The sequence below is a fragment of the Sphingobium sp. B1D7B genome (assembly GCF_025961965.1).
Lineage (GTDB): Bacteria > Pseudomonadota > Alphaproteobacteria > Sphingomonadales > Sphingomonadaceae > Sphingobium.
The window spans coordinates 3,485,116-3,508,092 of the sequence record NZ_JAOQOR010000001.1 but is presented as its reverse complement, the minus strand read 5'-3'; the positions used below and the strand labels follow the sequence as shown (position 1 = coordinate 3,508,092).

The following is a 22,977-nucleotide window of genomic DNA, read 5'->3' as shown; positions in this document are numbered from 1 at the left end:
AGAATTATGACAAAATGTTACTCTCGTACGTACATACAAAAAATCATGACTATCCTTATGATTTTGTTAATTTAAAAATTTTTGTTCGAATATTGATAGCGAGTCATAAAACTGAAATACTCTCGGTAAGATTTCAAAAGATACGAGAGGAATTGTCATGAATTTCAAGATTTTGATTGCAGGAGGCGCCGCGCTCGCGGCACTGGGCTGCACAGGCGCGATCGCTCAGACCGGCGGCGCCACGGGCAGCTATGCCGCCACCGCCATTTCTGCCGGAAATCTGGACGAAGCCGAGCGCTTGCTGCAGCCGGCCAGCATGACCGATGCTGCGGATCCCGCGCGGCTCATCAACATCGCGACGGTCTATGCGCGCACGCAGCGCAAGGCTGAGGCGCGCGAGGCGCTGATGCGCGTTCAGTCGCTGCCCGCCGAGCAGCTCGATCTGGCCGATGGCGCCAGCTATTCGAGCCACGCCGTCGCCCGCACCCTGCTGGCGCGCCTCGATCAGCATTGAGGCCGATCCGGCTTCCGGCCGGACATCATCCCGAAAAGGTGCGCGGACGCAGGTCTTGCGCACCTTTTTCTATTGAGGGGTACGGCGCGCCCGCCACCGGCAGCTCCAATGCCGTACGTCCTCCCGCTTCCGAAAGTTGGGCCGATCTTCGCGGCCTCGTCCATGTGGTCGGTCGCTGCCCCAAGCCCCTGCAATAAAACTGACATGAATCCGTCACGCGGATGACGCGGGGATTGCATCCCGCTGTCACACTCATCGCCTAGCTGCCGCGCCGAGGGCGCAAGGGGGACTTCACAGAGTCGCTACTCCCGTTGGCCGTCCTGCAATCGAAATCCGGAACATCCGGCAGCGGAGACGACGATGAAACTGATCAATCGGACTATCAACTTCATGCTGGCAGGCGTAGCCCTGCCGCTGCTCGCCGGTTGCGGTGCGCAGGATATCGCGTCACCGGGCACGGGCGGCAATGTCATCGTCAACCCGACACCCACCCCGTCGCCGACGCCCACACCTACGCCGACAACGAGCGTGACGCCGGCTGCCGGGTGCCCCACGATTGCAGATCCGCAGGGACTGACCGACGCAGGCACGATCACGGGCTCCACGGGCACCTGGCGCGTTTGCAGCCTTCCGGCACAAATTCGTGCGAACGTGACTTTGCCCAAGCTCGCCGGCCTGCTGTATCAGCTCCCCGGGCGAGTCGATGTCGGTTGCGATCGCGGTCCTTCGGATGCGCTGGTCCCCTCCGGCTGCACGATCCCCGCGGTTACGCTGACGATCGAGCCTGGCGTGATCGTCTATGGCGGCACCGGCGTCTCCTGGCTGGCGGTCAATCGCGGCAACAAGATCAACGCTGTCGGCACCGTCGCAAAGCCGATCATTTTCACCAGCCGCGACAATGTGCTTGGTCTGAATGACGACTCCAAGTCGGGTCAGTGGGGCGGCGTTGTGCTGCTCGGCCGTGCGCCGACCACCGATTGCGCCATCGGCGGCGCGACCCCGGGCTCCAATGATTGCTATCGTCAGACCGAGGGCGCGGCTGACCCGGCCTATTTCGGCGGTCAGATCGTGGCGGATAACAGCGGTACGATGCGTTACGTCCAGATCCGCTACTCTGGTTATGTGCTGGGCGCGAACTCGGAGCTCCAGTCGCTCACGCTGGGCGGTGTCGGCTCGGCCACGACCCTCGATCACATCCAGAGCCACAACAGCTCGGACGATGCGGTCGAAGCTTTCGGTGGCGTGGTGAATATGAAGCACTTCGTGTCGACGGGCGCTGAGGACGACATCCTCGACACTGACACGGGCGTGAAGGCGAACATCCAGTTCGTCCTCGGCATCCACCGCGCTGGCGGCGGCGCCGGCGACTCGTTCATCGAGGCGGACAGCGACAATGCCTTCACCACCAACACGCCGCGCCAGAACACCAAGGTGTCCAACGCCACGTTCATCGGTCGTTCGACGGCCAACAGCAACGGCGCGCTAGTCTACATCCGTGGTGCGGCCGACTACACGCTGGTCAACAGCATCGTCATCAGCCCGAACTTCCCCTGCCTCGGCATCAGCCAGGCGGCGACGGCTTCTGCCACGGTCGATGCCGCAACCGACGAAGCCGGCGCGCCCGTTTTCCGCTCGGTGCAGATGCAGTGCCCGTCCAGCGGTGCCTTCTTCGGGAAGAACAGCGTGACGGCGGCTGACGTGCAGGCCATCTTCCAGGCCGGCACAAACAATAGCGCAGCCTATACCCCGTCGCTGGTGAGCGTGTTCGTCAACGGCATCACCGAGAATGGCGTCAGCGCCTTCGACGTGACGACCCTCGGCTCCTTCTTCACGGCGGTGAACTACATCGGCGCGGTGAAGGACGCCAATGACAGCTGGTACCAGGGTTGGACCTGCAATTCCGGCACGGCGACCTTTGACAACGGCTCGGACACCACCCGCGCCTGCACGTCGCTGCCGACCGCCTGACACAATAGATGACAATGGAGGCGGGTGGATGCGCAGCGCACCCGCCCGCCTCTCTCCACAGTGATTTAAGGGGACTATCGATGGTGACGCCGCTCCGTTTCGCGGGTCTGCTGCTCGTGACAACCGCATTGACCGCATCCGCCGCCTGGGCTCAGGACATGGATGCCGCGCAGACCGCCGACGGCGCGAGCGAAGCGGCGGCTGCACCCGCCGATGCCGCAGAGGTTTCCATTCCCGGCGGCGGCGACATCATCGTCACCGGCCGTCGCGGCGCGAACATCGAGCGATCGGCACCCGCCGTCGTCTCCTTGCTCTCGGCCGAAGCGATTGCCCGCACCGGTGAGGGCGACATTGCCGGCGCCCTCGGGCGCGTGACCGGGCTTAGCGTGGTCGGCAACGGCTATGTCTATGTGCGCGGTCTGGGCGATCGCTACTCGCTGGCGCTGCTCAACGGCTCGCCATTGCCGAGCCCGGAGCCGCTCAAGCGCGTCGTTCCGCTCGATCTCTTCCCGACCAGCCTCGTCGCCTCGTCGCTGGTGCAGAAGAGCTATTCGGCCAATTTCCCCGGCGAGTTCGGTGGCGGCGTGATCAACCTCACGACCCGCGCGATCCCGGATGACTCCTTCCTCAGCATCTCGGGCGGGCTCAGCTTCAACAGCGAGACCACGGGTCGCCTGGGCTATACCTATTATGGCTCGCGCACCGACTGGTCGGGCTTTGACAATGGCGCGCGCGATACGCCGCCGGCGCTGGCCCAGTTTTTCGCCAGCGGCGCCAAGATCAGCGACGTGGGCGTCGATCAGGCAGCCATCATCGGCCAGATCGCAAACGGCCGGAACGCCATCGTCCAGCGCAACTTCAACATGCCGCCGAGCGGCAGCGTGGCGTTGAGCGCCGGCACCAGCCTGGATCTTGGCGGGTCGACGCTCGGCGTCATTGCCAGCGCCGGCTGGAGCAGCAAGTGGCGCACGCGCGACATTCTCCAGCAGTCAGCCGCCAGCCTGGACCTGTCGCAGCTCGGAAGCGATTTCCACACGGTCGCGACCGACAACCGCGTGGTCGTCAACGGCCTGCTCGGCTTTGGCCTGGAATTTGGCGAGCAGAAGCTGCGCTGGACCAACCTCTACATTCGCGACACGATCAAGCAGGCGCGGCTCTCCAACGGCCAGATCGCGGCGTCCGCCGGGTTCGATTTCCTCAATCAGGATACCGCCTGGTATGAGCGCCAGCTCATCAACACCCAGTTGGTTGGCGAGCTGCGCTTTGGCGAGCTGAAGGTCGATCTGCGCGGCAGCTACGCCAATTCGCAGCGCGAGGCGCCCTACGAGCTCGGCTTCACCTATGTCCGCACCAACGCGCCGACCAGCATCGATCCGTTCGGCGATCAGTACATCAACCGCCTGAGCGGGCAGGTGGGTACGGCCAACTTCTCCTTCTCGGACCTAAATGAGAACCTGCTCTCGGGCGGGATCGACCTGTCCTACCCGCTGCTGTCGACTGTGCGGGCGACTGTGGGCTATGCCTATATGAAGACGATCCGCACCTCCGAGCGGCGCGACTTCCGCATCCAGGCGCCGGGCAGCTTCCCGGCTGGCGTTGGTGCGCTCCGTCCCGATCTGTTGCTGGACGGCGACCTCGCAAAATATTTCGGCTACCAGCTCTTCGAGACGACCGAGACCGATCCGGCCTTCCGCGCCCGCATGAAAGTGCATGGCGCCTATGGCCAGATCCAGGCGACGCTCATGGACGGCCTCGATCTCAACGCCGGCGTTCGCTACGAGCGTGGTTTTGAAGCGGTGCGGCCGATCCAGGTGTTCAGCGTTCCGAGCAGTTCCAATGCCTCGACGGGTCTCAAGAAGGACTATTGGCTCCCCACCGCCACGCTCACTTACGCGTTCGGCGATATGCAGGTGCGCGCCAATGCCTCCAAGACCATCGCCCGCCCGCAGTTCCGCGAGTTGATCTTCCAATCCTATTACGATCCGGAGACCAACACGTCCTTCCAGGGCAATCCGCTGCTGGTCGATAGCGAATTGTTCAACGCCGAGTTGCGCTACGAATGGTATTTCGCGCGGGATCAGCGCATCTCGCTGGCGGGCTTCTACAAGAAGATCGACCGCCCGATCGAGACCTATATCTCGCCCGTCGGCGACAACAGCTTCACCACCAGCTTTGCCAACGCGCCCAAGGCCAATCTCTACGGCGTCGAGTTCGAGACGCAGAAATACTGGTCGCTGGGGGGCATGGCGCCGGACCGGCGCGTGGTGACGATCCTCAACTACACCTATTCGCGCTCAAAGCTGAAGGTGAAGGCGGACGATCAGGTGTTGATCTACGGCGTGCCACCGCAGGTCGCGACCAACGTGTTCCGCGATGGCGCGTCGCTGACCGGCCAGTCCGATCACCTGCTCAACATGCAGATCGGGCTCGAGGACACGTCGCGCCTTTCGCAGCAGACCTTCCTCATCAACTATGCCAGCCAGCGCGTGACGCGGCGCGGCTTCTCCGGCCAGCCGGACATTGTCGAGCAGCCGGGCTTCACGGTCGATTTCGTGGCGCGGCAGGGCATCCAGCTCGGCCGGGTTGAAAGCGAGCTGAAGCTGGAGGTGCGCAACATCACAGGCACCAAGTACAAGGAATTTCAGGATAACGGCGTGAATCGGGTCTACTACAATCTCTACAAGCCCGGCACGAGCGTCGAGGCATCGTTCAGCGTCAATTTCTGATCCGATTGACGCACCCATAGCGTGAACGAAGGAGGGCGGCCCCATGGTCGCCCTTTTTCGCGCGCGGGCTTGATCGGGATGGGGACCGCGCCGGGCTTACCCCGCCCAGATGCGCTCGCGATACCATTTCGTGATGATGTACTTCACGCCCGAGCGCACCTTCATGCCGTGATGGATGGTGGCCGGGTTCATTGTCCCGTCCGGCAGGCGATTGTTCCAGGCGACCAGCTTGCCGGTTTCCGGCTGGATCATCTTGTCGACCTGGGTGAAGCGCGTGGCGCCGCCGGCGGCGGGCTGGTTGAGATAGACCATCAACGTCCAGGTGCGGTTGCCCGAGCGACCGCAATAGCGCTCAAAATCCATGCCGCCCGGCTCGAAATAATCGGTATGCGCCTTGAATTCCTGACCCACGGCGTAGCGCTGCCCCTGCAATTGCTCGCCCTGCGCGGGATCGATGCCGCTATAGGCCGCGAGCTTGGCGTTGATCGCGGCGACGAAGGGGTCGCTATCCTCCAGATCGCAGGTCTCGCTGGTGCGGAAGGCTTCGTAGCCGAGATCATCGGCGATGGTGGAAGGCCGGCGGTTGGCTTCGATGCGATCGATCAGCCCTGCGCATTCGTCCGAATCGAGAAAACCCTTCTTCACGAACAGCGTGAGGTCGCGCCGAGGGAGGCGCTGAATGCCCGGCTGACCGGCAAGAAGAGGTGCGTCGAGCATCGACATGGCTGAACGGTGCGTCTAGCAACGGGAGCGGAGCTGGATCAACCGCTCCACGGCGATTATTTTTGCGGGGTAGACGGCGTCCGACCGGCCATTCAGCGCATCTCAGCGTCGGTTGTCATTTTTTGGTAACCATGGTGAAACGGATCAGTCATACACCGCGCATAGGCAGCGCTTGCTTTGCTGGAGGGCATCAAATCTAGGATGCGGTGGACCGATCTCATTCGGCGCGCGCGACAGGGCCGGCCCGGCGGTTCTTCCAGCCTCGGTCAATGGATCGAGGCGGTGCTGCTCGTCGTCCTCATTATTCAGATCACCCGGCTGCTCTGGGCGCTCGGCACGCCGGTTGGCCTGTTCGGCGACTGGCGCGCGCGTGAGCCCGTGCTCGTGTCCGCCGATGCGCGGAGCGCCCTGTTCGCCGGCTTCGATCCGTTCTTCCGCACCGGCGCGAGCGCGGGCGGTGGCGTGCAGCAAGTCACGTCCCTGCCGTTCCGCCTGTTCGGCATCCGTCTCAACGAGGCGTCGGGCCAGGGTTCGGCGATTATCGCCAATGAAGCGGGCGAGCAGGCCAGCTATGCGGTGGGCGATCAGATCGCCCCGGGCATCATCCTCAAGGCCGTGCAGTTCGATCATGTCGTCATCGAGCGCGGCGGTGTCGGCGAGACGCTCTACATCGATCAGTCCGGTGGCGACGCGCCCGTGGTGCCCGCGCCGCCGGCCGAGGGCGGCCCTGCCATGCCGCCGGAGATGACGACCGGCGCCGGCCCGCAGGCGCCTGCCGCGGCGTTGACGCCCGACTCGGTGATGAAGGCGGTTAACATGGCGCCGCGCAATCAGGACGGGAAAGTCACAGGCATCGTCCTCAACGCCGGCAGCGATAGCGGCGCACTATCACAGGTCGGCTTCCGGCCCGGCGACATCATCGTGCAGATCAACGGGCGGCCGGTCACATCCATGGGCGACATCGCCCAGTTGCAGGCGGCGCTCCGGCCCGGTGCGCGCCTGTCCCTCATGGTCGAGCGCGGTGCCTCCACCGTGCCCATCTCACTCAATCTTCCGGAACGCCAATGACCCTGCTTCCCAAATTCCGCCGTTTCGCCGGCAGCGCTATGATCGCGCTGCTGCTCGCCGTGCCGGCGGTCGGCCAGTTGACGCTGAATGTGCGGGATGCCGACGTGCGCGCCTTCATTCAGGATGCGGCGCGGGTGACCGGGCGCACCTTCATCATCGACAATCGGGTGCAGGGCAAGGTTTCGGTCGTGACGGACCGGCCGCTGTCGCGCTCGGAATATTTCGAGATTTTCCTTTCGACGCTGCGCGCCAACGGGCTGGTCGCCGTGCCTGCCGCGGGCGGTGCGTTCCGCATCCAGCCGGTCGAGGGCGCGGCGGGCCAGCCGGGGCAGGTGGGCCGGGCCGCTAACAGCAACCAGTTCGTGACGGAAGTCATCCGCCTGCGCTCCATCGACGCGCAATCGGCGCTGGAAACGCTGCGCCCGCTGGTGAGCCGCGATGGCTCGATCACCGCCAACCGCTCCGGCCGCTCCATCGTGGTGGCGGATTATGCCGACAATATCCGGCGCATCCGGCAGGTGCTCGCGCAGGTGGATACGGATGGATCGACCACGCAGCTCATCACGCTGAAAAATGCCGGCGCGCGTGAGATCGCCACCTCGCTGCAAGGTCTGCTCGCCGGTGAGGAAGGCGCGCCCTCCCGCGCCAGTATCGTCGCGATCGACAGTTCCAACAGCATCGCCCTGCGCGGTGACGCGACGACCGTGCAGCGCCTCGCCGCGATGGTGCGGGATATCGACGCGCGCGCCGCCTCGGGCACGGAAATTCGCGTCTACTGGCTGCAGCATGCCGATGCCGACAAGATGCTGCCGGTGCTGCAGCAACTGCTGGGTCAGGCCGGGGTGGTGTCGGAGACGCCGACCGCTTCGAATGCGCCCAGCGCGCCCGCCGGGGCTGGCAGCGCACCCGCGGCCCCCGCCGCCACACCGGCGAGCAGTTCGAGCGGGGGCGGCATCGGGCGCGGGCCCGCCGTCGTGACCCGCTACGAGGGCGCCAATGCGGTGATCGTCGCGGCCAATGGCGACACGCAGCGGATGCTTGGCGAAGTGATCCGCCAGCTCGATACCCGTCGCGATCAGGTGCTGGTCGAAGCGATCATCGTCGAAATCGGCGACAATGCCGCGCGGCAACTCGGCGTGCAGTTCCTTGTCGGCAGCACGTCGACCGGCTTTGCCGCGACGAACTATTCCAATGCCAGCCCGAACATCCTGACGCTGGCCGGCGCGCTTGCCGCCCGAAATCTGAGCCAGACGGAAACGGTGGTGGTGGCGCCCGATGGCACGCGCACCACGACGACCACGACCGAGAATAGCGGCCTTGCCAATCAGCTCCAGAGCGCGGCCGTCGATTCGCTGGCGGCGGCGCGCGGCGGCTTTGGCGGCATCGCGACGGAACTGGGCAGCAACGGCGTGTTCGGCGCGATCATCAACGCCGTCCAGTCGGATACCGAGAGCAACATCCTCTCGACGCCGCACATCACCACGCTCGATAACCAGCAGGCCAAGATGCTCGTCGGGCAGGAAGTGCCGGTTGCGACGGGCGAGGCGCTCAGCCCCAATTTCGATAACAAGTTCCGCACCGTGCAGCGGCAGAATGTCGGCATCATGCTCGACGTGACGCCGCAGATCAGCTCGGAAGGGACGATCAAGCTGTTCATCAAGCAGGAGGTCAGCAGCGTCGCCGGACCGGTCTCCAACAACAGCAGCGATCTCATCATCAACAAGCGCGAGTTCGAGACGACGGTTCTGGTCGATAATGGCGATATCCTCGCCATTGGCGGCCTGCTCGACGAGAATGAGCGCCGGACGATCGAGAAGATCCCGCTGCTGGGGGACATTCCCCTGATCGGTGAGCTGTTCAAGTCGCGCAGCCGGGCGAAGGCCAAGACCAACCTCATGGTCTTCATCCGCCCGACGATCCTCGGCAGTCGCGCCGATGCGCGCAAGATGACCGCCCAGCGCTATGGCTATATTCGCGGCCAGCAGATGCTCGCCAACCCGGATGTCGAGCCGTCCATCGATCAGCTCGTGCGCGAATATCTGGGCACGACGCCGCCGGTCGCCGAGCCCAAGCCCGGCGATCAGGTCGTCGACGGGCGGATCACAACCGGGCAGGAGGTGCGCTCCCAGCAGGTCGTGCGGCCCGGCGCAGTCAAGACGACGGACGTGCCATGAGCGAGCCCGAGCGCCCCGCTCAGGCCGAAGGCGCGCCCTTGCCGGTGCCGGCACTGGATGAACCCGCTGTGCCGGTGCAGGCATCTGACGAACCCGCACCGCTGGTTCACGAGACCTTGCCGGTCGATATTCCCTATGCCTTCGCGCGCAAGCATGGCGTGGTGCTGGTGGCGGACAAGGCCGATGCGGATGCCGCGCAGCCCCGCCTTGCCGTCGCGATGCGGGAGGGCGCCGATCCGCGCGTGCTGGTGGAGGTGCGCCGGCATCTTGCTCGCAGCTTCGATGTCTCGATCGTCAGCCAGAAGGATTTCGACAAGCATCTCTCCAACCATTACGCCATGGAAGGCTCGGCAGCGGCGATGGCCGGCTCGCTCGCCATGGGCGGCGACGATCTCGATTTCATCGCCGGCGACCTGCCGACCGCCGAGGATCTCCTCGACAGCGGCGACGACGCCCCGGCGATCCGCCTGATCAACGGCATTCTCGCCGAAGCGGCCCGGCAGGGCGTCAGCGATATTCATATCGAGCCTTACGAGACCGGCCTTGTCGTGCGGATGCGCATGGATGGCGTGCTGACCGAGACGTTGCGGATGCCGCCGCATGTCGCGCCGGTCGTCGTCAGCCGCATCAAGGTGATGGCGCGGCTGGACATTGCCGAGCGGCGCGTGCCGCAGGATGGCCGCATCGGCCTCACGCTAGGGGGCAAGCTGCTGGACGTGCGCGTCTCGACCTTGCCCAGCCGGGCGGGCGAGCGCGTCGTCATGCGTATCCTCGACAAGGAGAATGCCGGCATTTCGCTCGATGTGCTCGGGCTGGCCGGCACGGCCGATGGCGTCTTCCGTCGCGCGCTGGAGGAGCCGAACGGCATCATTCTCGTCACCGGCCCGACCGGCAGCGGCAAGACGACCACGCTCTATGCCGGCCTGCGCCAGCTGAATGACGGCAGCCGCAACATCCTCACGGTGGAGGACCCGGTGGAATATGCCATCGAGGGTGTCGGCCAGACGCAGGTCAATGCCAAGGTCGGCCTGACCTTCGCCGCCGGTCTGCGCGCCATTCTGCGCCAGGACCCCGATGTGGTGATGGTCGGCGAAATTCGCGACCGGGAGACGGCGGAGATCGCGGTGCAAGCCTCGCTCACCGGTCACCTCGTGCTCTCGACCGTTCACACCAATGATGCGGTGGGCGCGATCACCCGGATGCGCGACATGAAGGTGGAGCCATTCCTGCTTGCCTCAACGCTGCGCGCGGTCATCGCCCAGCGGCTGGTGCGGCGGCTGTGCCCGCACTGCCGCGAGCAGGTGCCGGCGGACAAGTCAGTCAGCGCGCTACTCGGCATTGACGAGGGCACGTTGATCTATCGCCCGCGCGGCTGCGACCAGTGCGGCAATAGCGGCTATAAGGGCCGCATCGGCGTGTTTGAGGCCATTCGCGTCGATGAGACGATCCGCCGGATGATCAACGAGGGCGGCGATGAATCGCGCATTGCCCGCCACGCCTATCTCAATGCCCCCAATCTGATTTCCGCAGCGCGGGCGCTGGTGCTGAGCGGCGAGACGAGCGCGGAAGAAGCGATCCGCATCTCGCGGCGTGAAGCGGTCGATGCCTGAAGTCGTGATGCCTGAGAACGGCCATGCCTGAGTTCGACTATGTCGTCATCGACGGCGCCGGGCGGGAGAAGCGCGGGCTGATCCGCGCGGAAACCGCCACCGATGCGCGCAGCGCGCTGGCGGCGAAGAAGCTGTTCGTGGTGCGCATCGGCGAGGGGCGGGGCTCCTCGGGTACCAAGGCCGAAGGCAAGGCCCGGCCGGCGCGCAGCCTGCTCAGCTTCGAGCGCAATCGGCTCTCAAACAAAGATCTCACCTTGTTCACGCGTCAGCTCTCCACGCTGGCGCAGGTCTCGCCGCTGGAAGAAGCGCTGCGCACGATCACCCGGCAGAGCGAGAAGCCCCATGTGCGCGAGATCGTCTCGCGGGTCCATCAGGGCGTGGTCGAGGGACGCACGCTGGGCGAGGCGATGGGCATGGACCCGCGCAGCTTCCCCGGCCTCTATCGCGCGATGATCGCAGCGGGGGAGCGCTCCGGCAGTCTTCCGATGCTTACCGAGCGGCTGGCGGTCTTGCTGGAACGGCAGGCCGTGATGCGCTCCAAGCTGCTGACGGCGCTGGCTTATCCGACCGTTCTCGCGGCGTTCGCGGTCATCGTCATCATTTCGCTCATGATCTTCGTGGTGCCGCTGGTGGTCGAACAGTTCGATACGCTGGGCCAGCAATTGCCGCTGCTCACGCGCATCGTGATGGGCATCTCGAATATGCTGGCAAGTTGGTGGTGGGCGATCCTCATCCTGTTGGTGGCGCTCGGCCTGATCGGCTGGCGGGCGCTCAAGAATGAGGATGTGCGCCTGCGTGCCGATGCGATGCTGCTTGGCGTGCCGTTCGTCGGCCGGCTGCTGCGCGATCTCCACGCCGCGCGCATGGCCCGCACGCTGGCGACGATGGTGCAGAGCCGCCTGCCGGTGATGGAAGGCCTCTCGCTCACCGTGCCGACCATCCACAACCGCGTGTTACGGGCCGCGACGAGCGAGATCGTGGAGTCGGTGCGCGGTGGCGGCAGCCTGTCCGCCGCGATGCGCCGTGCCGATGTATTCCCGCCGCTGCTCGTCTATCTCGCGGCCAGCGGCGAAAGCGCCGGCCAGCTCGACCTGATGCTGGAGCGCGCCGCCGAATATCTGGAGCGCGAGTTCGACAGCTTTACCGCTGCGGCGCTCTCCATGCTGGAGCCGCTGATCATCATCCTCATGGGTGGTATCGTGGCGATCATCATCCTCTCGATTCTGCTGCCGATCATGCAGCTGCAGAATCTCACCGGTGCCGGAGTCTGACTCATGAAGTTCGCGCGTTTTCTCGCTTCCTCCCTCCGCCGCAAGGCACGGCGGTCGCGATCCTTCGGGCCGGCCCTGCGGGGGCCGCAGCGGCCGAGCGAGCAGGGCTTCACGCTCATCGAGCTGCTGGTGGTGATCGTCATCATCGGCCTGCTCGGCACCATCGTGGCGATCAATGTGTTCGGCGCGCTCGGCACCAGCAATGTCGCCAAGGCCAAGGCCGATATTTCCGTCATCGAATCGGCGCTGGAGCAGTATCGGCTGGATAACCTCACTTATCCCAGCACCAGCGATGGCCTGAATGCGCTCACCGCGCCGCCGCCGGGCCTGGCGCAGCCGGAGCGCTATCGCGTCGGCGGGTACGTCAAGAAGCTGCCGAACGATCCCTGGGGCAAGCCCTATCAATATGCCGCCCCCGGCCGTCGCGGCGCCTTCGACGTCTATTCGCTGGGCGCCGACGGCCAGACAGGAGGCGAGGGCGAGAATGCCGACATCTATTCGAGCGATCTTTAAGGGCAGCGCACCGGCGCGGGTCCGTCAGGGAGATTGAGGCATGAGGCGGGGCACGCCCGGTCATCGGCAGGGCTTGCCCATGCCGCGCCGCGCATGCGCATCCGCCGGCTTCACCTTGCTGGAAATGTTGGTCGCGCTTGCCATCTTCAGCCTCGCCGCGCTGGCGCTGGTGCGCCTGCAAGGCGTCTCGGCGCGGACCTCGGTCGATCTCAACAGCCGCACCATGGCGCAGATCGTCGCGCGCAACCTCATGATCGAGCGCATGACCGATCCGCAGCCCCCGGCGCTGGGCGCGAGCAACGGCGTGGCCGAGAATGGCGGCCGCAAATGGCCGTGGATTCAGCGGGTCGACAAGGGGGAAGACGGGCGCCTGCTCATTGTGACGGTGCGTGTGGATGCCGGGCCGGGCCAGTCGCCTGCCGTCCTCACCTTCGGGCGGCCGGCGCAATGATGCGGCGGGCCCCTGCTTCGCCTGTGACGCGCGGTACGGCCGGCTTCACGCTGGTTGAGCTGATGGTCGTCATCGCGATTATCGGGCTGATCTCGGGCGCGGTTGTCCTCACCATGGCCGATCCGCGCGGGCGGGTTTCGGGCGATGTGGACCGCTTTGCCGGGCGTGTGCGCGCCGCGCGGGACAGTGCCGTCATCGCCGGACGCCCGGTCGCCCTGTGGGTCTCCACCACCGCTTATGGTTTCGAGCGGCGGGCGCAGGGGCAGTGGGAGCCGATCACGGAAGGACCGCTGGCCGCGCATGACTGGTCCGGCGAGACCCGCGCCGCGCTCGGCCAGCAGACGCGCCTGCGGGTGATGTTCGACAGCGTCGGGCAGGCCGATCAGCCGCTTGATTTTGCGCTGGAGCGTGACGGGCAGAAACTGCCGGTGCGCATGACGCTGGATGGCAAGGTGACCAGCGGTGACTGACGCGCGCGCCATTGGCCATGCCCATGCGGGCGAGGAGGGTTTTACCCTCATCGAGCTGCTGGTGGCGGTGATGATCTTCGCCATGCTCGCGACGGCCGGTGTCGTGCTGCTGCGCACCAGCGTAGACGGGCAGGCCGCCATCGGCCGCAATCTCGATGCGCTGGCGGATGTGCAGCGCGGCGTGTCCCTGCTCGATGCCGATCTCTCGCAGGCTGTGACGCGGATCAGCCGGACCGAGGCCGGGACGTTCGCACCGGCCTTCTTCGGCCGCGCCGCGCAGAGCGAGGAGCCGTTGATCCAGTTCGTGCGCGCGGGCTGGAGCAATCCTGCCACATTGCGCCGACCGACCTTGCAGAAGATCGAATATTGGTGGCGGGATGGGCGGCTGGAACGCATCGGCTACCCGGCGCTCGATGGCGCGCAGCCGCCGGCCCCATCCGTGCTGTTCGAGAATGTGACGACGCTCAGCCTGCGCTACCGGGCGCGCAATGGCGCCTGGCAGGACCGCTGGGCGCCCGCCCGGCCGACCGAACTGCCGACCGTCGTCGAGATCAGCGTGGAGCGCCGGGGCGCCGCGCCGGTGACGCTGCGCTTTCCGGTCGGCACTGCCATGTATCAGCCGCCGGCTGAGGGGGCGGAGGCTGCCAGTGCGCCCTGACCCCCTTCATGCCAGCGCGGCAACGCCGGCCCACGAGCGGGGCGCTGCGCTGCTCACGGTGCTGCTGCTTGTGGCCATTCTCTCGGTCGTCACGGCGGTCGCGCTGGATCGGCTGACGTTGGCGAGCCGGATGACCCGCAACATTGTCTCGGCCGATCAGGGCCGCGCCTATCTGCTCACCGGCGAGCAGATGGTGGCCAATCTGGTGAGCGACCTTGTGGCGGTGAATGCGGATCGCACCACCTTGCAGGGCGGCTGGCTGGGCCGCGACCAGACCATCTCTGTGCCCGGCGGCGCGGTGACCGTGCAGCTGGTGGATCGCGGCAATTGCTTCAATCTCAACAGTCTGGTCGTGGGGCCGGAGCCGGCAGGTGGGGTAGAGGGGGATGCCTCCACCATGCAACTCGCTGCCCGGCCGGTCGGCATCGCTCAGTTCGCGGCACTGATGCGTTTGCTCGGCGTGGATCAGAATGCCGCCACCCAGATCGCGATTTCCGCAGCCGACTGGATCGACAGCGATTCAGAGCCGGGCAATGGCGGCGCGGAAGACAATTATTATGCGGGGTTCGATCCGCCCTATCGCGCGGCCAACACATTAATGGCCGATCCGAGCGAGCTGCTGATGGTCAATGCCATGACGCCGCAGGTCTATCAGCGCATCCGCCCGTGGGTCTGCGCCTTGCCGACGACGCGGCTCTCGCCGATCAACATCAATACGCTGCTGCCGGGGCAGGCCGTGCTGCTGGCCATGCTCGCGCCGGACGGTCTCGGGCTCGAACAGGCGCGGCAGGTGCTGGCGCAGCGCCCTGCGGATGGGTATGGCAGCGTGAACGCCTTCTGGTCTCTCCCGCAGCTTGTCAGGCTTGCGTTGCCCGAGGATGTGAAGAACCAGACCGTGGCCAGGACGCGCTGGTTCGAAGCGACGTTACGGGCGGATCTCGGGGGAGACCAGGTGAGTGAGATTGTGCTGATCGATGCGGAGACGCAGCCGGCCCGGCTGATGCGCCGCCAATGGGGTGACGAGAGTTGAAGCACGATTATGTCATTGTCCTCCCGCGCGAAAGCGACACGCCCCCGGTCTGGTATCGGGTGGCGGACGAGCAGATCGTGCGGCGCGGGCGCGGGACCGAGTGGTTTCCGCCCGAGCAGGCGAATGAGACCGAGCCCGCCGTCGGCCACGCCATGCTGGTGCTCCCGCCGCATGTGACGACGCTCCACTTCATCGCCTGCCCCGGCATGACGCCAAAGCAAGGCGCCGCCGCCGCGCGGCTGATGGCGCTGGAGGCGAGCATTGGCGATAGCGACCAGCTTCACGCAGCCGCTGCCGCCAATGATGATCCCGATGCGCCGCATGTCGTGGCCGTCACCAGCCGCAGCGCCATGACGCATTGGGTGGACTGGGCGACAGAGCATGGCATCGCGCAGGCAAGCCTCGTCCCTTCCGCGCTGCTGCTGCCGGCGCCTGAGGATGGCTTTGTCCATGCGCCCATTGGCGGCGCGGACGTGGTGCGCGGGCGCGACAGCGCGTTCGATGGCAGCGAGCCGCACGCGCCGCTCATCATCGGCGAGGCGCCGCTGACCCGTCTGCCGCCGGATGATGTCGATGAGGCGCTGTTGCTGGCGCTGGCGACGCCGCCGCTGGATCTGCGGCAGGGCGCCTTCGCTCGCCGCGCGCCGGCCTTGTTCGGCAAGGATCGCTGGCGGCGCATGGCCATCATGCTCGGGCTCATTCTGCTGGCCAGCCTTATCGTCTCGCTCATCACCATCGTTCGGCTGAATGCGGAGGCCTCCCGACTGGACGCCCAGACCGTGGCCATCGCGCAAAGTGTCGATCCTGCGGTGTCCGATGCGGCCGGTGCAGAGGCGCGCGTGACCGCCTTGCTCGGCGCGCGGGGCGGGCGCGGCGGCTTCACCGGCACGGTCGCCGGGCTGATGAGCGCCATGCAGGTGAATGCCAATGTCACGCTCACCAGCATCAATCAGGGCAGCGATGGCGCGCTGCGGGTGCAACTGTCCGCCAATCAGGCCGAGGAGATCAATGAGGTGCTGATCGCCATTCAGGAGGCCGGCTGGCGGATTAGCGCCAACGCCGTTCAGCAGCGCGGCGCGCGGATCGTCGCCGATATCACGGTGGTGCGCTGATGCAGGGGCTGCGGACCTGGTGGGCCAATCACAGCCTGGCCGAGCGTCGCTTCATGGCGGGGCTGGGCATCGTGGCGTTGCTGATCTTCCTGTGGCTGGGCGTCTGGCGTCCGGTCAATGATGGCCTGGCAGCCGGCTGGGAGCGACAAGGCGCCGCGCTGGATCGCTATGCGTCGGTGCGGGCCATGGTCGCGGAATTGCGCCAGAAGCCGCCAAAGCGCGTGCAGGGCGAGCGCCTCGCGGTCGATCAACGCATCGGCCAGACAGCAGCGGAAGCGGGCTTCACGCTCGATCGCGCCGACCAGCAGGGGCAGGGCCGCATGTCGGTGAATATCGCCTCGGCGCGCGTCGGGCCGTTGCTGCAATGGATCGCGCGGCTGGAGGCAGACGGGGTTGCGGTCCAGACGATCAGCATCGTCCCCGGCGCGGCAGAAGGCACCGTCTCCGTACAGGCCGTGTTCCAGGAGACGCAGCCATGATGGCGATGGTCCAGACGACGCGGGCGCGCATAATGCTCGGCGTGATCTTCCTGATCGCGCTGCTGGTAACATGGCCGCTTTATGCCGCTTTCGCGCTGTTCGGCCTCAAGGACATGGGCGTCGCCGCCCGATCCCTGCGCGGGCCCATCTGGTGGGGAGGCGCCGAGGAGTTGCAGATCCGCGGTGTTCAGCTGGGCACGGTGGATGTGTTCCTCAGTCCCATCCAGTTGTTCGTGGGCCGCGTGCGCATCGACATCGTGCGGCGGCTGGGTGACCGCGATGATATCAGCGGGGCCTTCACGCTGGGGCTCAACCGGCGCGGTGTTGACGATGTGACCGGATCGGTCGCGCTCGGCGCACCGCTGGCGCCGCTGCCGGTGAGCCGGGTCGAGTTCGAGGATATGACCGTCCACTTCTCCGGCGGCATGTGCACCAAGGCGGAAGGGCGGGTGCGCGCGCGCGTGCCGGCGATCATGAGCGGGCTGGGTCTCGCCAATGGCCTTGCCGGCGCCGTGCGGTGCGCGGGCGATGTGGTGGAACTGCCGCTGGTCAGCCAGTCCGGTCAGGAGCAACTGTTCGTGCGGATCAAGCAGGACGGCAGCTATGAGGCAACGATGCGCATGCGCACAACCGATCCGCTGATCGGCGCGGCGCTGGGCGCCAACGGCTTTCAGGCGGTGAATGGCGAGCAGGTGCTGCGGACCGTCGGCCGGTTCTGATCGCGTGATGTTGGGGGCCGATCTGTTGCGCGTGGCGCTGGGCTGCGGCCTTGGTCTCATCGCCGGCAGTTTTCTCGGCGCCATCGTCACCCGCTGGCCGCGGGGCGAATCGGTGATGCGCGGTCGCTCGGCCTGCGATGCCTGCGGGCGCACATTGGGCGCAATCGACCTCATCCCGCTGCTCAGCGCCTTGCGGACGCGCGGGCGATGCCGGACCTGCGGGGCACGGATCGATCCGGCGCATATGATGATGGAACTGGGCGCAGCGCTGATCGGCGGCGTCTGCGCCTTGATGCTGCCGCTGCCCGCTGCCGCGCTGGTCGCGGTGGCGCTGTGGATCTTGCTGGCGCTGGCGGTGCTGGATGCGCGCCATTTCTGGTTGCCGGATGCGTTGACGTTGCCGCTCGCGGTGCTGGGCCTCACGCTGGGCGACTGGCTGGTGCCCGCGCCTTTTGCGGATCGCATGATCGGCGCGGCCATCGGCTATATCGGCCTGTTCCTGCTGGCCATGAGCTACCGGCGCCTGCGCGGACGCGATGGGCTGGGCTTGGGGGATGCCAAACTGCTTGGCGCGATCGGCGCGTGGCTCGGCTGGCAACTGCTGCCGTTCGTCTTGCTGCTGGCCAGCATGGGCGGGCTGATCTGGGCCGTCATCCTGCGCCTGAAGGGGCGGACGCTGTCCGGCGACCTGCGCCTGCCGTTTGGCACTTTCCTCTGCCTGGCTGCACCATTGGCAGCAGCATTGGCGTGGACCATAGCCCCATGACGGTTATGCGGTAGAGTTATGTGGACAAAGTCCGACCTGAAAGCATCCGCTTCGATCGGAGACAGGGAGAAGATGCAAGTCAGAAAAGGCTTGGGAAACGGGCATTGACACACCAATCAATCCATCCAAATCATGCCTTATGAAACACGCTAGTCTTGCTATTGGTGTTTGCTGCCTTGCAGCCTTGAGCACGTCATCATCTAGTGCGGCGCTAAAAGTTTGCCCAGCTCCGAGCAAGCATTGGGTGGGTGATAGGTGGGAAGCCCAGATGCACCAAGGAGCTAACATTATATCGCTCTCAAAAGCAGGGGCCCCTCGATGGAACGGATCGGCTATTGATTGGAAAACACTCGACAAATATCTTCTCGCCACGACAAAATTCCGCATGCAAGTTCTCACAGTTTTCCGTCCTTCGAAGTACGCGCAATGCAGCGCTAAAGTTCGGGTCAGAAAGATGATGGAAAGCCGTCTCCAATGTCGGAAGACACGGAGCGCTTGCGATGAAGCTCCTGGATGGTCTGGCGTAACCAAGCAGAAGGGCCCCACCATCTAACACCGGCCGCAATGTCGTCGTGTCCGGAAAGGCAGCTTCGGGGAAATGGAATGGGATAGCCGCCATTCTACCAACTTTGGAATTGTCGAAGCCACCTAGCGCTAAACGGGGAACCAACCACCGCGCCGCGGGGTTCATTCCCGGAGGTATCTCATGGCAGCGCGTGCATATTGGCGTGGGCAGATCAAGCTGGCGCTCGTTTCGATCCCCGTGGAAGTCTTTTCCGCCACGCGCTCGGGCGCCAAGATCGCCTTTCATCAGGTCCATGAACCGAGCGGCAAGCGCATCCGCTATGAGAAGGTCGCGCCCGGCGTTGGGCCGGTGGATCGCGACGAGATCATGAAGGGCTTCGAGGTTTCCAAGGGGCAGTATGTGCTGCTCGATGACGAGGAAATCGAGGCGGTGAAGATCGAGAGCCGCAAGACGCTGGACCTTGTCCAGTTCGTCGACGCGAGCGAGATCGATGTGCTCTATTACGACAAGCCTTATTATGTCGTGCCGGCGGACGATCTCGCCGAGGAGGCCTATGTCGTCCTGCGCGATGCCTTGCGGCAGGCGAAGAAGGTCGGCTTGGGCCAATTATCCGTGCGTGGGCGCGAGCAACTCGTCTCGATCAAACCATGCGGGCGCGGGCTGGTGATGGAAGTGCTGCGCTATGCCGATGAGGTGGTTAAGGCACAGGGCTTTTTCCGCGATATCGGAGACACCAAGCCGGAGGCCGATCTGCTCGATCTCGCCACCGCGCTGATCGACAAGAAAAGCGCGCCGTTCCACCCGGCCGAATTTCAGGATCGCTACATTGAGGCGCTCGAGGGGCTGATCGAGAAAAAGCGCAAGGCGAAGGGCGGCAAGCGCATTCTCGAGGATGCCGAGGAGGCGAGCCGGCCCGGCGGCAGCAATGTCATCGATCTGATGGCTGCGCTCAAGAAGTCGGTTGGCGATGGTGGGGCTGCCAAGAAGGGCGGCACAACCAAGAGCGCGCCCGCCAAGAGCCGGGCAACCGCCAGCAAGAGCGTCAAGGCTCCGGCCTCGAAGGCGGCGGGAAGCCGGGCAACCGCATCACGGTCGAGCCGCCGCAAGAGCGCCTGACATGGATCTCAACCCCGGAACGCCGCTGCATTGGGTCGATGGGGAGGTGATGCTGCGGCTGGGCATCGCGGCCCTGCTGGGATTGGCGTTGGGGTTGGACCGGGAATTGCGCGGACACGCTGCCGGGCTTCGTACCCATGGCCTCATCTGCTTCAGCGCGGCGGTGATGACGGTGAGCTCGATCTCGCTCTATCGCCAGCTGGCGACCGGCCAGTCGGGCATGGATCCGCTGCGTATCTTCGAAGCGACGGGGACGTTCGTCGGTATCATCGCGGCCGGCCTCATCGTCTTCAGCAAGGGCGAGGTCCATAATCTCACCACCGCGGCGCACATCTGGCTGGCGACCGTGGTGGGCATTGCGTGCGGTGCGGCGCAGTGGCCGCTGGTTTGGGTGGCGAGCATCGTGTCGGTGGTGATGCTGACCTTTCTGCGGCTGGTGGAGCGGCGCTGGATCGAGCCTCGCCTCGCAGAGAGGGCGTTCGACAAGGAAAAGGAGAAGAGCTGATGCCCCGCAAGAGCCCCCTTGCCGATTATGACGCCAAGCGCGATTTCACGCGGACGCCCGAGCCGGCTGGCAAGCAGGAGCGCAGCCCCGGCGGCAATCTGTTCATCGTGCAAAAGCATGATGCGACGCGGCTGCACTGGGACTTCCGGCTGGAAGTGGACGGCGTGCTCAAGAGCTGGGCGGTGACCAAGGGGCCGAGCGTGGACCCGGACGACAAGCGCCTCGCGGTGCGCACGGAGGATCATCCGCTCTCCTACGCGACGTTCGAGGGCATCATCCCCAAGGGCGAATATGGCGGCGGCACGGTGATGCTGTGGGACAAGGGAAGCTGGGCGCCGGTGGAAGGCAAGAGCGCCAAGGATATCGAGAAGGGCCACCTCCATTTCCGGCTGGAAGGCGAGCGGATGAAGGGCGAATGGCTGTTGGTGCGGATGAAGCCGCGCCCCGGCGAAAAGCGCGAGAATTGGCTGCTGCGCAAGATCGACGACGCCTTCGCCGGCACCGGCGACGTTCTGGTGGAGCAATCACTGACATCCGTGCTCACCGACCGCACCATGGCGGAGATCGCGGCGGATACGGCGGGCGCGCAGTCGCTGGCCGGCAAGAAGGGCAAGGCCTTTACCCAAGCGATGGAGGCCGCCGCTGCGCATAATGACAAGGCTGCCAAGAAGGCGGCGGCGCCTGAGCGCCGGGCGTCGAAAGCTCAGTCGAAAGCCAAGCGGCCGGATTTCCAGTCCGTGCAGCTGGCGACCCTGGTCGATGCGGTGCCCACGGGCAATGAGTGGATGCACGAGATCAAGTTCGACGGCTATCGTGCACTCGCAGCCGTCAACGGGGCGGATGTACGGCTCTTTACGCGCAGCGGCCTCGACTGGACGGACAAGTTTCAGCCCATTGCCGATGCCCTTGCCGCGCTGGATCTACCGCCCGCGCTGATTGACGGCGAGATCGTGGCGCTGGGTAAGGGCGGTAACCCCGATTTCTCGACGTTGCAGGCCGCGCTCAAGGACGAGGGGAAAGCCGCGCTCAGCTTCTTCGCCTTCGATCTGCTGAGCCTCGAGGGCGCGGACCTGCGCGGCAGTTCGAACATCGAGCGCAAGGAGCGGCTGGAATCGCTGCTCCACCCGGCACAGGCGCCGCTGCATGTCGCCGATCATGTCATTGGTGCGGGCGAGAAGCTGTTTGCCGCCATGTGCAAGGCGGGTGGGGAGGGGATTATCTCCAAGCGCATCGACGCGCCCTATCGCGGCGCGCGGACCCGCAACTGGCTCAAGGTCAAATGTACGCTGCGGCAGGAGTTCGTGCTGATCGGCTGGACCCGCAGCAGCGCCAAGGGGCGCCCGTTTGCCTCACTTCTGCTGGGCCAGCGAGAGGGGGAGGAGCTGGTCTACAAAGGCAAGGTCGGCACCGGCTTCGATGCGGCGACGATGGACGATCTCGCGGCCCGCTTCGCCACGCGCGCGCGCAAGACCCCGGCGGCCGATGTGCCTCGGGCCGAGGCACGCGGCGCGCAGTGGATCAAGCCGGACCTGGTTGCCGAGGTGGCCTTTGCGGAATTTACCGGCGACGGCCGGGTTCGGCATGGCAGCTTCCTGGGGCTGCGCAGCGACAAGGATGCGACCGCCGTGACGCCCGAAAAGAAAGCCCCCGCACCCAAGGCGAAGAGCGAAGTGCCGATCTCCAACCGGGAGCGTGTGATTTTCCCCGAGAGCGGGCAGACCAAGGGCGATCTGGCCGATTATTATGCGGCGATCGCGCCGATCATGCTGCCTTTCGTCTCGGACCGGCCGATCAGCCTGGTGCGCTGCCCGCAGGGCCGGGCGAAGCAGTGCTTTTTCCAGAAGCATGATAGCGGTTCGTTCGGCGCCCATGTGCATCATGTGCCCATTCGCGAGAAGGATGGCGGCACGGAGGATTATCTCTACGTGCAGGACAGCGAGGGCCTGCTCGCCTGCGTGCAGATGGGGACTATCGAGTTCCACGGCTGGGCCGCGCGGGCCAGCGATGTCGAGCATCCTGACAAGATGATCTTCGATCTCGATCCCGATGAGGCGCTGGATTTCTCCGAGATCATCCGCGCGGCCCGGGATATCCGCCGGCGACTGGAGGATATCGGGCTGGTCAGCTTCGCCATGCTGTCCGGCGGCAAGGGCGTGCATGTGGTCGTTCCGCTCACGCCGGGGCATGATTGGGACACGCACAAGGATTTCTCGCATCGCTTCGCAGAGGCGATGAGCATGGCCGAGCCGGAGCGCTTCGTCGCCACGATGAGCAAGGCCAAGCGCAAGGGGCGCATCTTCATCGATTATCTGCGCAACCAGCGGGGCGGCACGGCGGTGGTGCCCTATTCGGCCCGCGCCCGCGCCGGCGCCCCCGTTGCGGTGCCGATCAGTTGGGAGGAGCTGGAGGATGCGAAGGACGCGCATCCGTTCAGCATCGCGGATGCGGACGCGTTGATCGAGCGGTCACGGGACAAGTCTCTGCGGGGCTGGGGATTGATGGCGCAGAGCTTGCCGGAATTGTGAGCCTTTGCCTGCCCGCTCGTGTCGAGCCCTTCGACTGCCCGCAGGCGGGCGCT

Annotated in this window: 20 protein-coding genes; 19 read left to right on the top strand and 1 reads right to left on the bottom strand. The window is 65.5% G+C overall.

Annotation, left to right across the window (positions count from 1 at the left end; translation table 11 throughout):
• The first annotated feature begins 157 nt into the window (after positions 1–157).
• The 3 genes from M2336_RS16430 (at position 158) to M2336_RS16420 (ending at position 5,208) form a co-directional block, all read left to right on the top strand.
• Positions 158–514, top strand: coding sequence for a tetratricopeptide repeat protein (locus M2336_RS16430; protein ID WP_181560245.1), 357 nt, complete (start codon positions 158–160; stop codon positions 512–514).
• A 360-nt stretch (positions 515–874) separates the two neighbouring features.
• Positions 875–2,482, top strand: a complete 1,608-nt coding sequence (locus M2336_RS16425; RefSeq protein WP_264573311.1) for a hypothetical protein — start codon at positions 875–877, stop codon at positions 2,480–2,482.
• 80 nt (positions 2,483–2,562) lie between these two features.
• Positions 2,563–5,208, top strand: a complete 2,646-nt coding sequence (locus M2336_RS16420; RefSeq protein WP_264573310.1) for a TonB-dependent receptor domain-containing protein — start codon at positions 2,563–2,565, stop codon at positions 5,206–5,208.
• A 96-nt stretch (positions 5,209–5,304) separates the two neighbouring features.
• Here the strand turns inward: M2336_RS16420 and M2336_RS16415 are convergent, their stop codons facing one another.
• Positions 5,305–5,931, bottom strand: coding sequence for a prolyl hydroxylase family protein (locus M2336_RS16415; RefSeq protein ID WP_181560242.1), 627 nt, complete (start codon positions 5,929–5,931; stop codon positions 5,305–5,307).
• Between the two features lie 201 nt (positions 5,932–6,132).
• On the opposite strand from M2336_RS16415, the gene M2336_RS16410 reads away from it, so the two are divergent.
• The 16 genes from M2336_RS16410 to ligD all read left to right on the top strand — a co-directional run bounded on the left by M2336_RS16410 (position 6,133) and on the right by ligD (position 22,924).
• On the top strand, positions 6,133–6,999 hold the full coding sequence (locus M2336_RS16410; protein WP_264593208.1) for a type II secretion system protein N: 867 nt from the start codon (positions 6,133–6,135) through the stop codon (positions 6,997–6,999).
• A complete protein-coding gene (gene gspD, locus M2336_RS16405; protein WP_264573308.1) occupies positions 6,996–9,173 on the top strand; it encodes a type II secretion system secretin GspD in 2,178 nt (725 codons plus the stop codon). Before M2336_RS16410 ends, gspD begins: the two co-directional genes overlap by 4 nt.
• Positions 9,170–10,783: a type II secretion system ATPase GspE gene (gspE, locus tag M2336_RS16400; protein WP_264573307.1), complete on the top strand. Its 1,614-nt coding sequence runs from the start codon at positions 9,170–9,172 to the stop codon at positions 10,781–10,783. Before gspD ends, gspE begins: the two co-directional genes overlap by 4 nt.
• A 23-nt stretch (positions 10,784–10,806) precedes the next feature.
• Complete coding sequence (gspF, locus tag M2336_RS16395) at positions 10,807–12,054, top strand: type II secretion system inner membrane protein GspF (RefSeq protein ID WP_264573306.1); 1,248 nt, start codon at positions 10,807–10,809, stop codon at positions 12,052–12,054.
• A gap of 3 nt (positions 12,055–12,057) precedes the next feature.
• A complete protein-coding gene (gene gspG / locus M2336_RS16390) occupies positions 12,058–12,567 on the top strand; it encodes a type II secretion system major pseudopilin GspG (RefSeq protein WP_181560238.1) in 510 nt (169 codons plus the stop codon).
• A gap of 40 nt (positions 12,568–12,607) precedes the next feature.
• Complete coding sequence (gspI, locus tag M2336_RS16385; RefSeq protein ID WP_413715516.1) at positions 12,608–13,018, top strand: type II secretion system minor pseudopilin GspI; 411 nt, start codon at positions 12,608–12,610, stop codon at positions 13,016–13,018.
• Positions 13,015–13,488: a GspH/FimT family pseudopilin gene (locus M2336_RS16380; protein WP_264573305.1), complete on the top strand. Its 474-nt coding sequence runs from the start codon at positions 13,015–13,017 to the stop codon at positions 13,486–13,488. Before gspI ends, M2336_RS16380 begins: the two co-directional genes overlap by 4 nt.
• The gene (gspJ, locus tag M2336_RS16375) at positions 13,481–14,146 is read left to right on the top strand and encodes a type II secretion system minor pseudopilin GspJ (protein WP_264573304.1); all 666 of its coding nucleotides are present in this window, start codon (positions 13,481–13,483) and stop codon (positions 14,144–14,146) included. Before M2336_RS16380 ends, gspJ begins: the two co-directional genes overlap by 8 nt.
• A complete protein-coding gene (gene gspK, locus M2336_RS16370) occupies positions 14,136–15,176 on the top strand; it encodes a type II secretion system minor pseudopilin GspK (RefSeq protein ID WP_264573303.1) in 1,041 nt (346 codons plus the stop codon). The genes gspJ and gspK overlap by 11 nt, the downstream gene beginning before the upstream one ends.
• Positions 15,173–16,288 carry a type II secretion system protein GspL gene (gene gspL / locus M2336_RS16365; protein WP_264573302.1) on the top strand — a complete coding sequence of 372 codons (1,116 nt, stop codon included), beginning with the start codon at positions 15,173–15,175 and terminating at the stop codon, positions 16,286–16,288. Before gspK ends, gspL begins: the two co-directional genes overlap by 4 nt.
• Positions 16,288–16,767: a type II secretion system protein M gene (locus M2336_RS16360; RefSeq protein WP_264573301.1), complete on the top strand. Its 480-nt coding sequence runs from the start codon at positions 16,288–16,290 to the stop codon at positions 16,765–16,767. Before gspL ends, M2336_RS16360 begins: the two co-directional genes overlap by 1 nt.
• Entirely contained in the window at positions 16,764–17,486 is a 723-nt protein-coding gene (gene gspN / locus M2336_RS16355) for a type II secretion system protein N (RefSeq protein ID WP_264573300.1), read from the top strand. The genes M2336_RS16360 and gspN overlap by 4 nt, the downstream gene beginning before the upstream one ends.
• Before the next feature lie 7 nt (positions 17,487–17,493).
• The gene (locus tag M2336_RS16350; RefSeq protein WP_264573299.1) at positions 17,494–18,252 is read left to right on the top strand and encodes a prepilin peptidase; all 759 of its coding nucleotides are present in this window, start codon (positions 17,494–17,496) and stop codon (positions 18,250–18,252) included.
• 706 nt (positions 18,253–18,958) lie between these two features.
• On the top strand, positions 18,959–19,894 hold the full coding sequence (locus tag M2336_RS16345) for a Ku protein (RefSeq protein ID WP_264573298.1): 936 nt from the start codon (positions 18,959–18,961) through the stop codon (positions 19,892–19,894).
• Position 19,895: 1 nt separating this feature from the next.
• Entirely contained in the window at positions 19,896–20,399 is a 504-nt protein-coding gene (locus M2336_RS16340; protein WP_264573297.1) for an MgtC/SapB family protein, read from the top strand.
• Positions 20,399–22,924 (top strand): DNA ligase D, encoded by a 2,526-nt coding sequence (ligD, locus tag M2336_RS16335; RefSeq protein ID WP_264573296.1) that lies wholly within the window; start codon positions 20,399–20,401, stop codon positions 22,922–22,924. The genes M2336_RS16340 and ligD overlap by 1 nt, the downstream gene beginning before the upstream one ends.
• Positions 22,925–22,977: the final 53 nt, after the last annotated feature.

Bases quoted from the DNA above. Each gene is read 5' to 3' on its own strand.
- gspI (WP_413715516.1), top strand. From the start codon at position 12,608: ATGAGGCGGGGCACGCCCGGTCATCGGCAGGGCTTGCCCATGCCGCGC.
- M2336_RS16360 (WP_264573301.1), top strand. From the start codon at position 16,288: ATGCAGGGGCTGCGGACCTGGTGGGCCAATCACAGCCTGGCCGAGCGT.
- gspN (WP_264573300.1), top strand. From the start codon at position 16,764: ATGATGGCGATGGTCCAGACGACGCGGGCGCGCATAATGCTCGGCGTG.
- M2336_RS16420 (WP_264573310.1), top strand. From the start codon at position 2,563: ATGGTGACGCCGCTCCGTTTCGCGGGTCTGCTGCTCGTGACAACCGCA.
- M2336_RS16430 (WP_181560245.1), top strand. From the start codon at position 158: ATGAATTTCAAGATTTTGATTGCAGGAGGCGCCGCGCTCGCGGCACTG.
- gspD (WP_264573308.1), top strand. From the start codon at position 6,996: ATGACCCTGCTTCCCAAATTCCGCCGTTTCGCCGGCAGCGCTATGATC.
- gspE (WP_264573307.1), top strand. From the start codon at position 9,170: ATGAGCGAGCCCGAGCGCCCCGCTCAGGCCGAAGGCGCGCCCTTGCCG.
- M2336_RS16425 (WP_264573311.1), top strand. From the start codon at position 875: ATGAAACTGATCAATCGGACTATCAACTTCATGCTGGCAGGCGTAGCC.
- M2336_RS16350 (WP_264573299.1), top strand. From the start codon at position 17,494: ATGTTGGGGGCCGATCTGTTGCGCGTGGCGCTGGGCTGCGGCCTTGGT.
- gspF (WP_264573306.1), top strand. From the start codon at position 10,807: ATGCCTGAGTTCGACTATGTCGTCATCGACGGCGCCGGGCGGGAGAAG.
- ligD (WP_264573296.1), top strand. From the start codon at position 20,399: ATGCCCCGCAAGAGCCCCCTTGCCGATTATGACGCCAAGCGCGATTTC.
- M2336_RS16340 (WP_264573297.1), top strand. From the start codon at position 19,896: ATGGATCTCAACCCCGGAACGCCGCTGCATTGGGTCGATGGGGAGGTG.
- M2336_RS16410 (WP_264593208.1), top strand. From the start codon at position 6,133: ATGCGGTGGACCGATCTCATTCGGCGCGCGCGACAGGGCCGGCCCGGC.
- M2336_RS16415 (WP_181560242.1), bottom strand. From the start codon at position 5,931: ATGTCGATGCTCGACGCACCTCTTCTTGCCGGTCAGCCGGGCATTCAG.
- gspG (WP_181560238.1), top strand. From the start codon at position 12,058: ATGAAGTTCGCGCGTTTTCTCGCTTCCTCCCTCCGCCGCAAGGCACGG.
- M2336_RS16380 (WP_264573305.1), top strand. From the start codon at position 13,015: ATGATGCGGCGGGCCCCTGCTTCGCCTGTGACGCGCGGTACGGCCGGC.
- M2336_RS16345 (WP_264573298.1), top strand. From the start codon at position 18,959: ATGGCAGCGCGTGCATATTGGCGTGGGCAGATCAAGCTGGCGCTCGTT.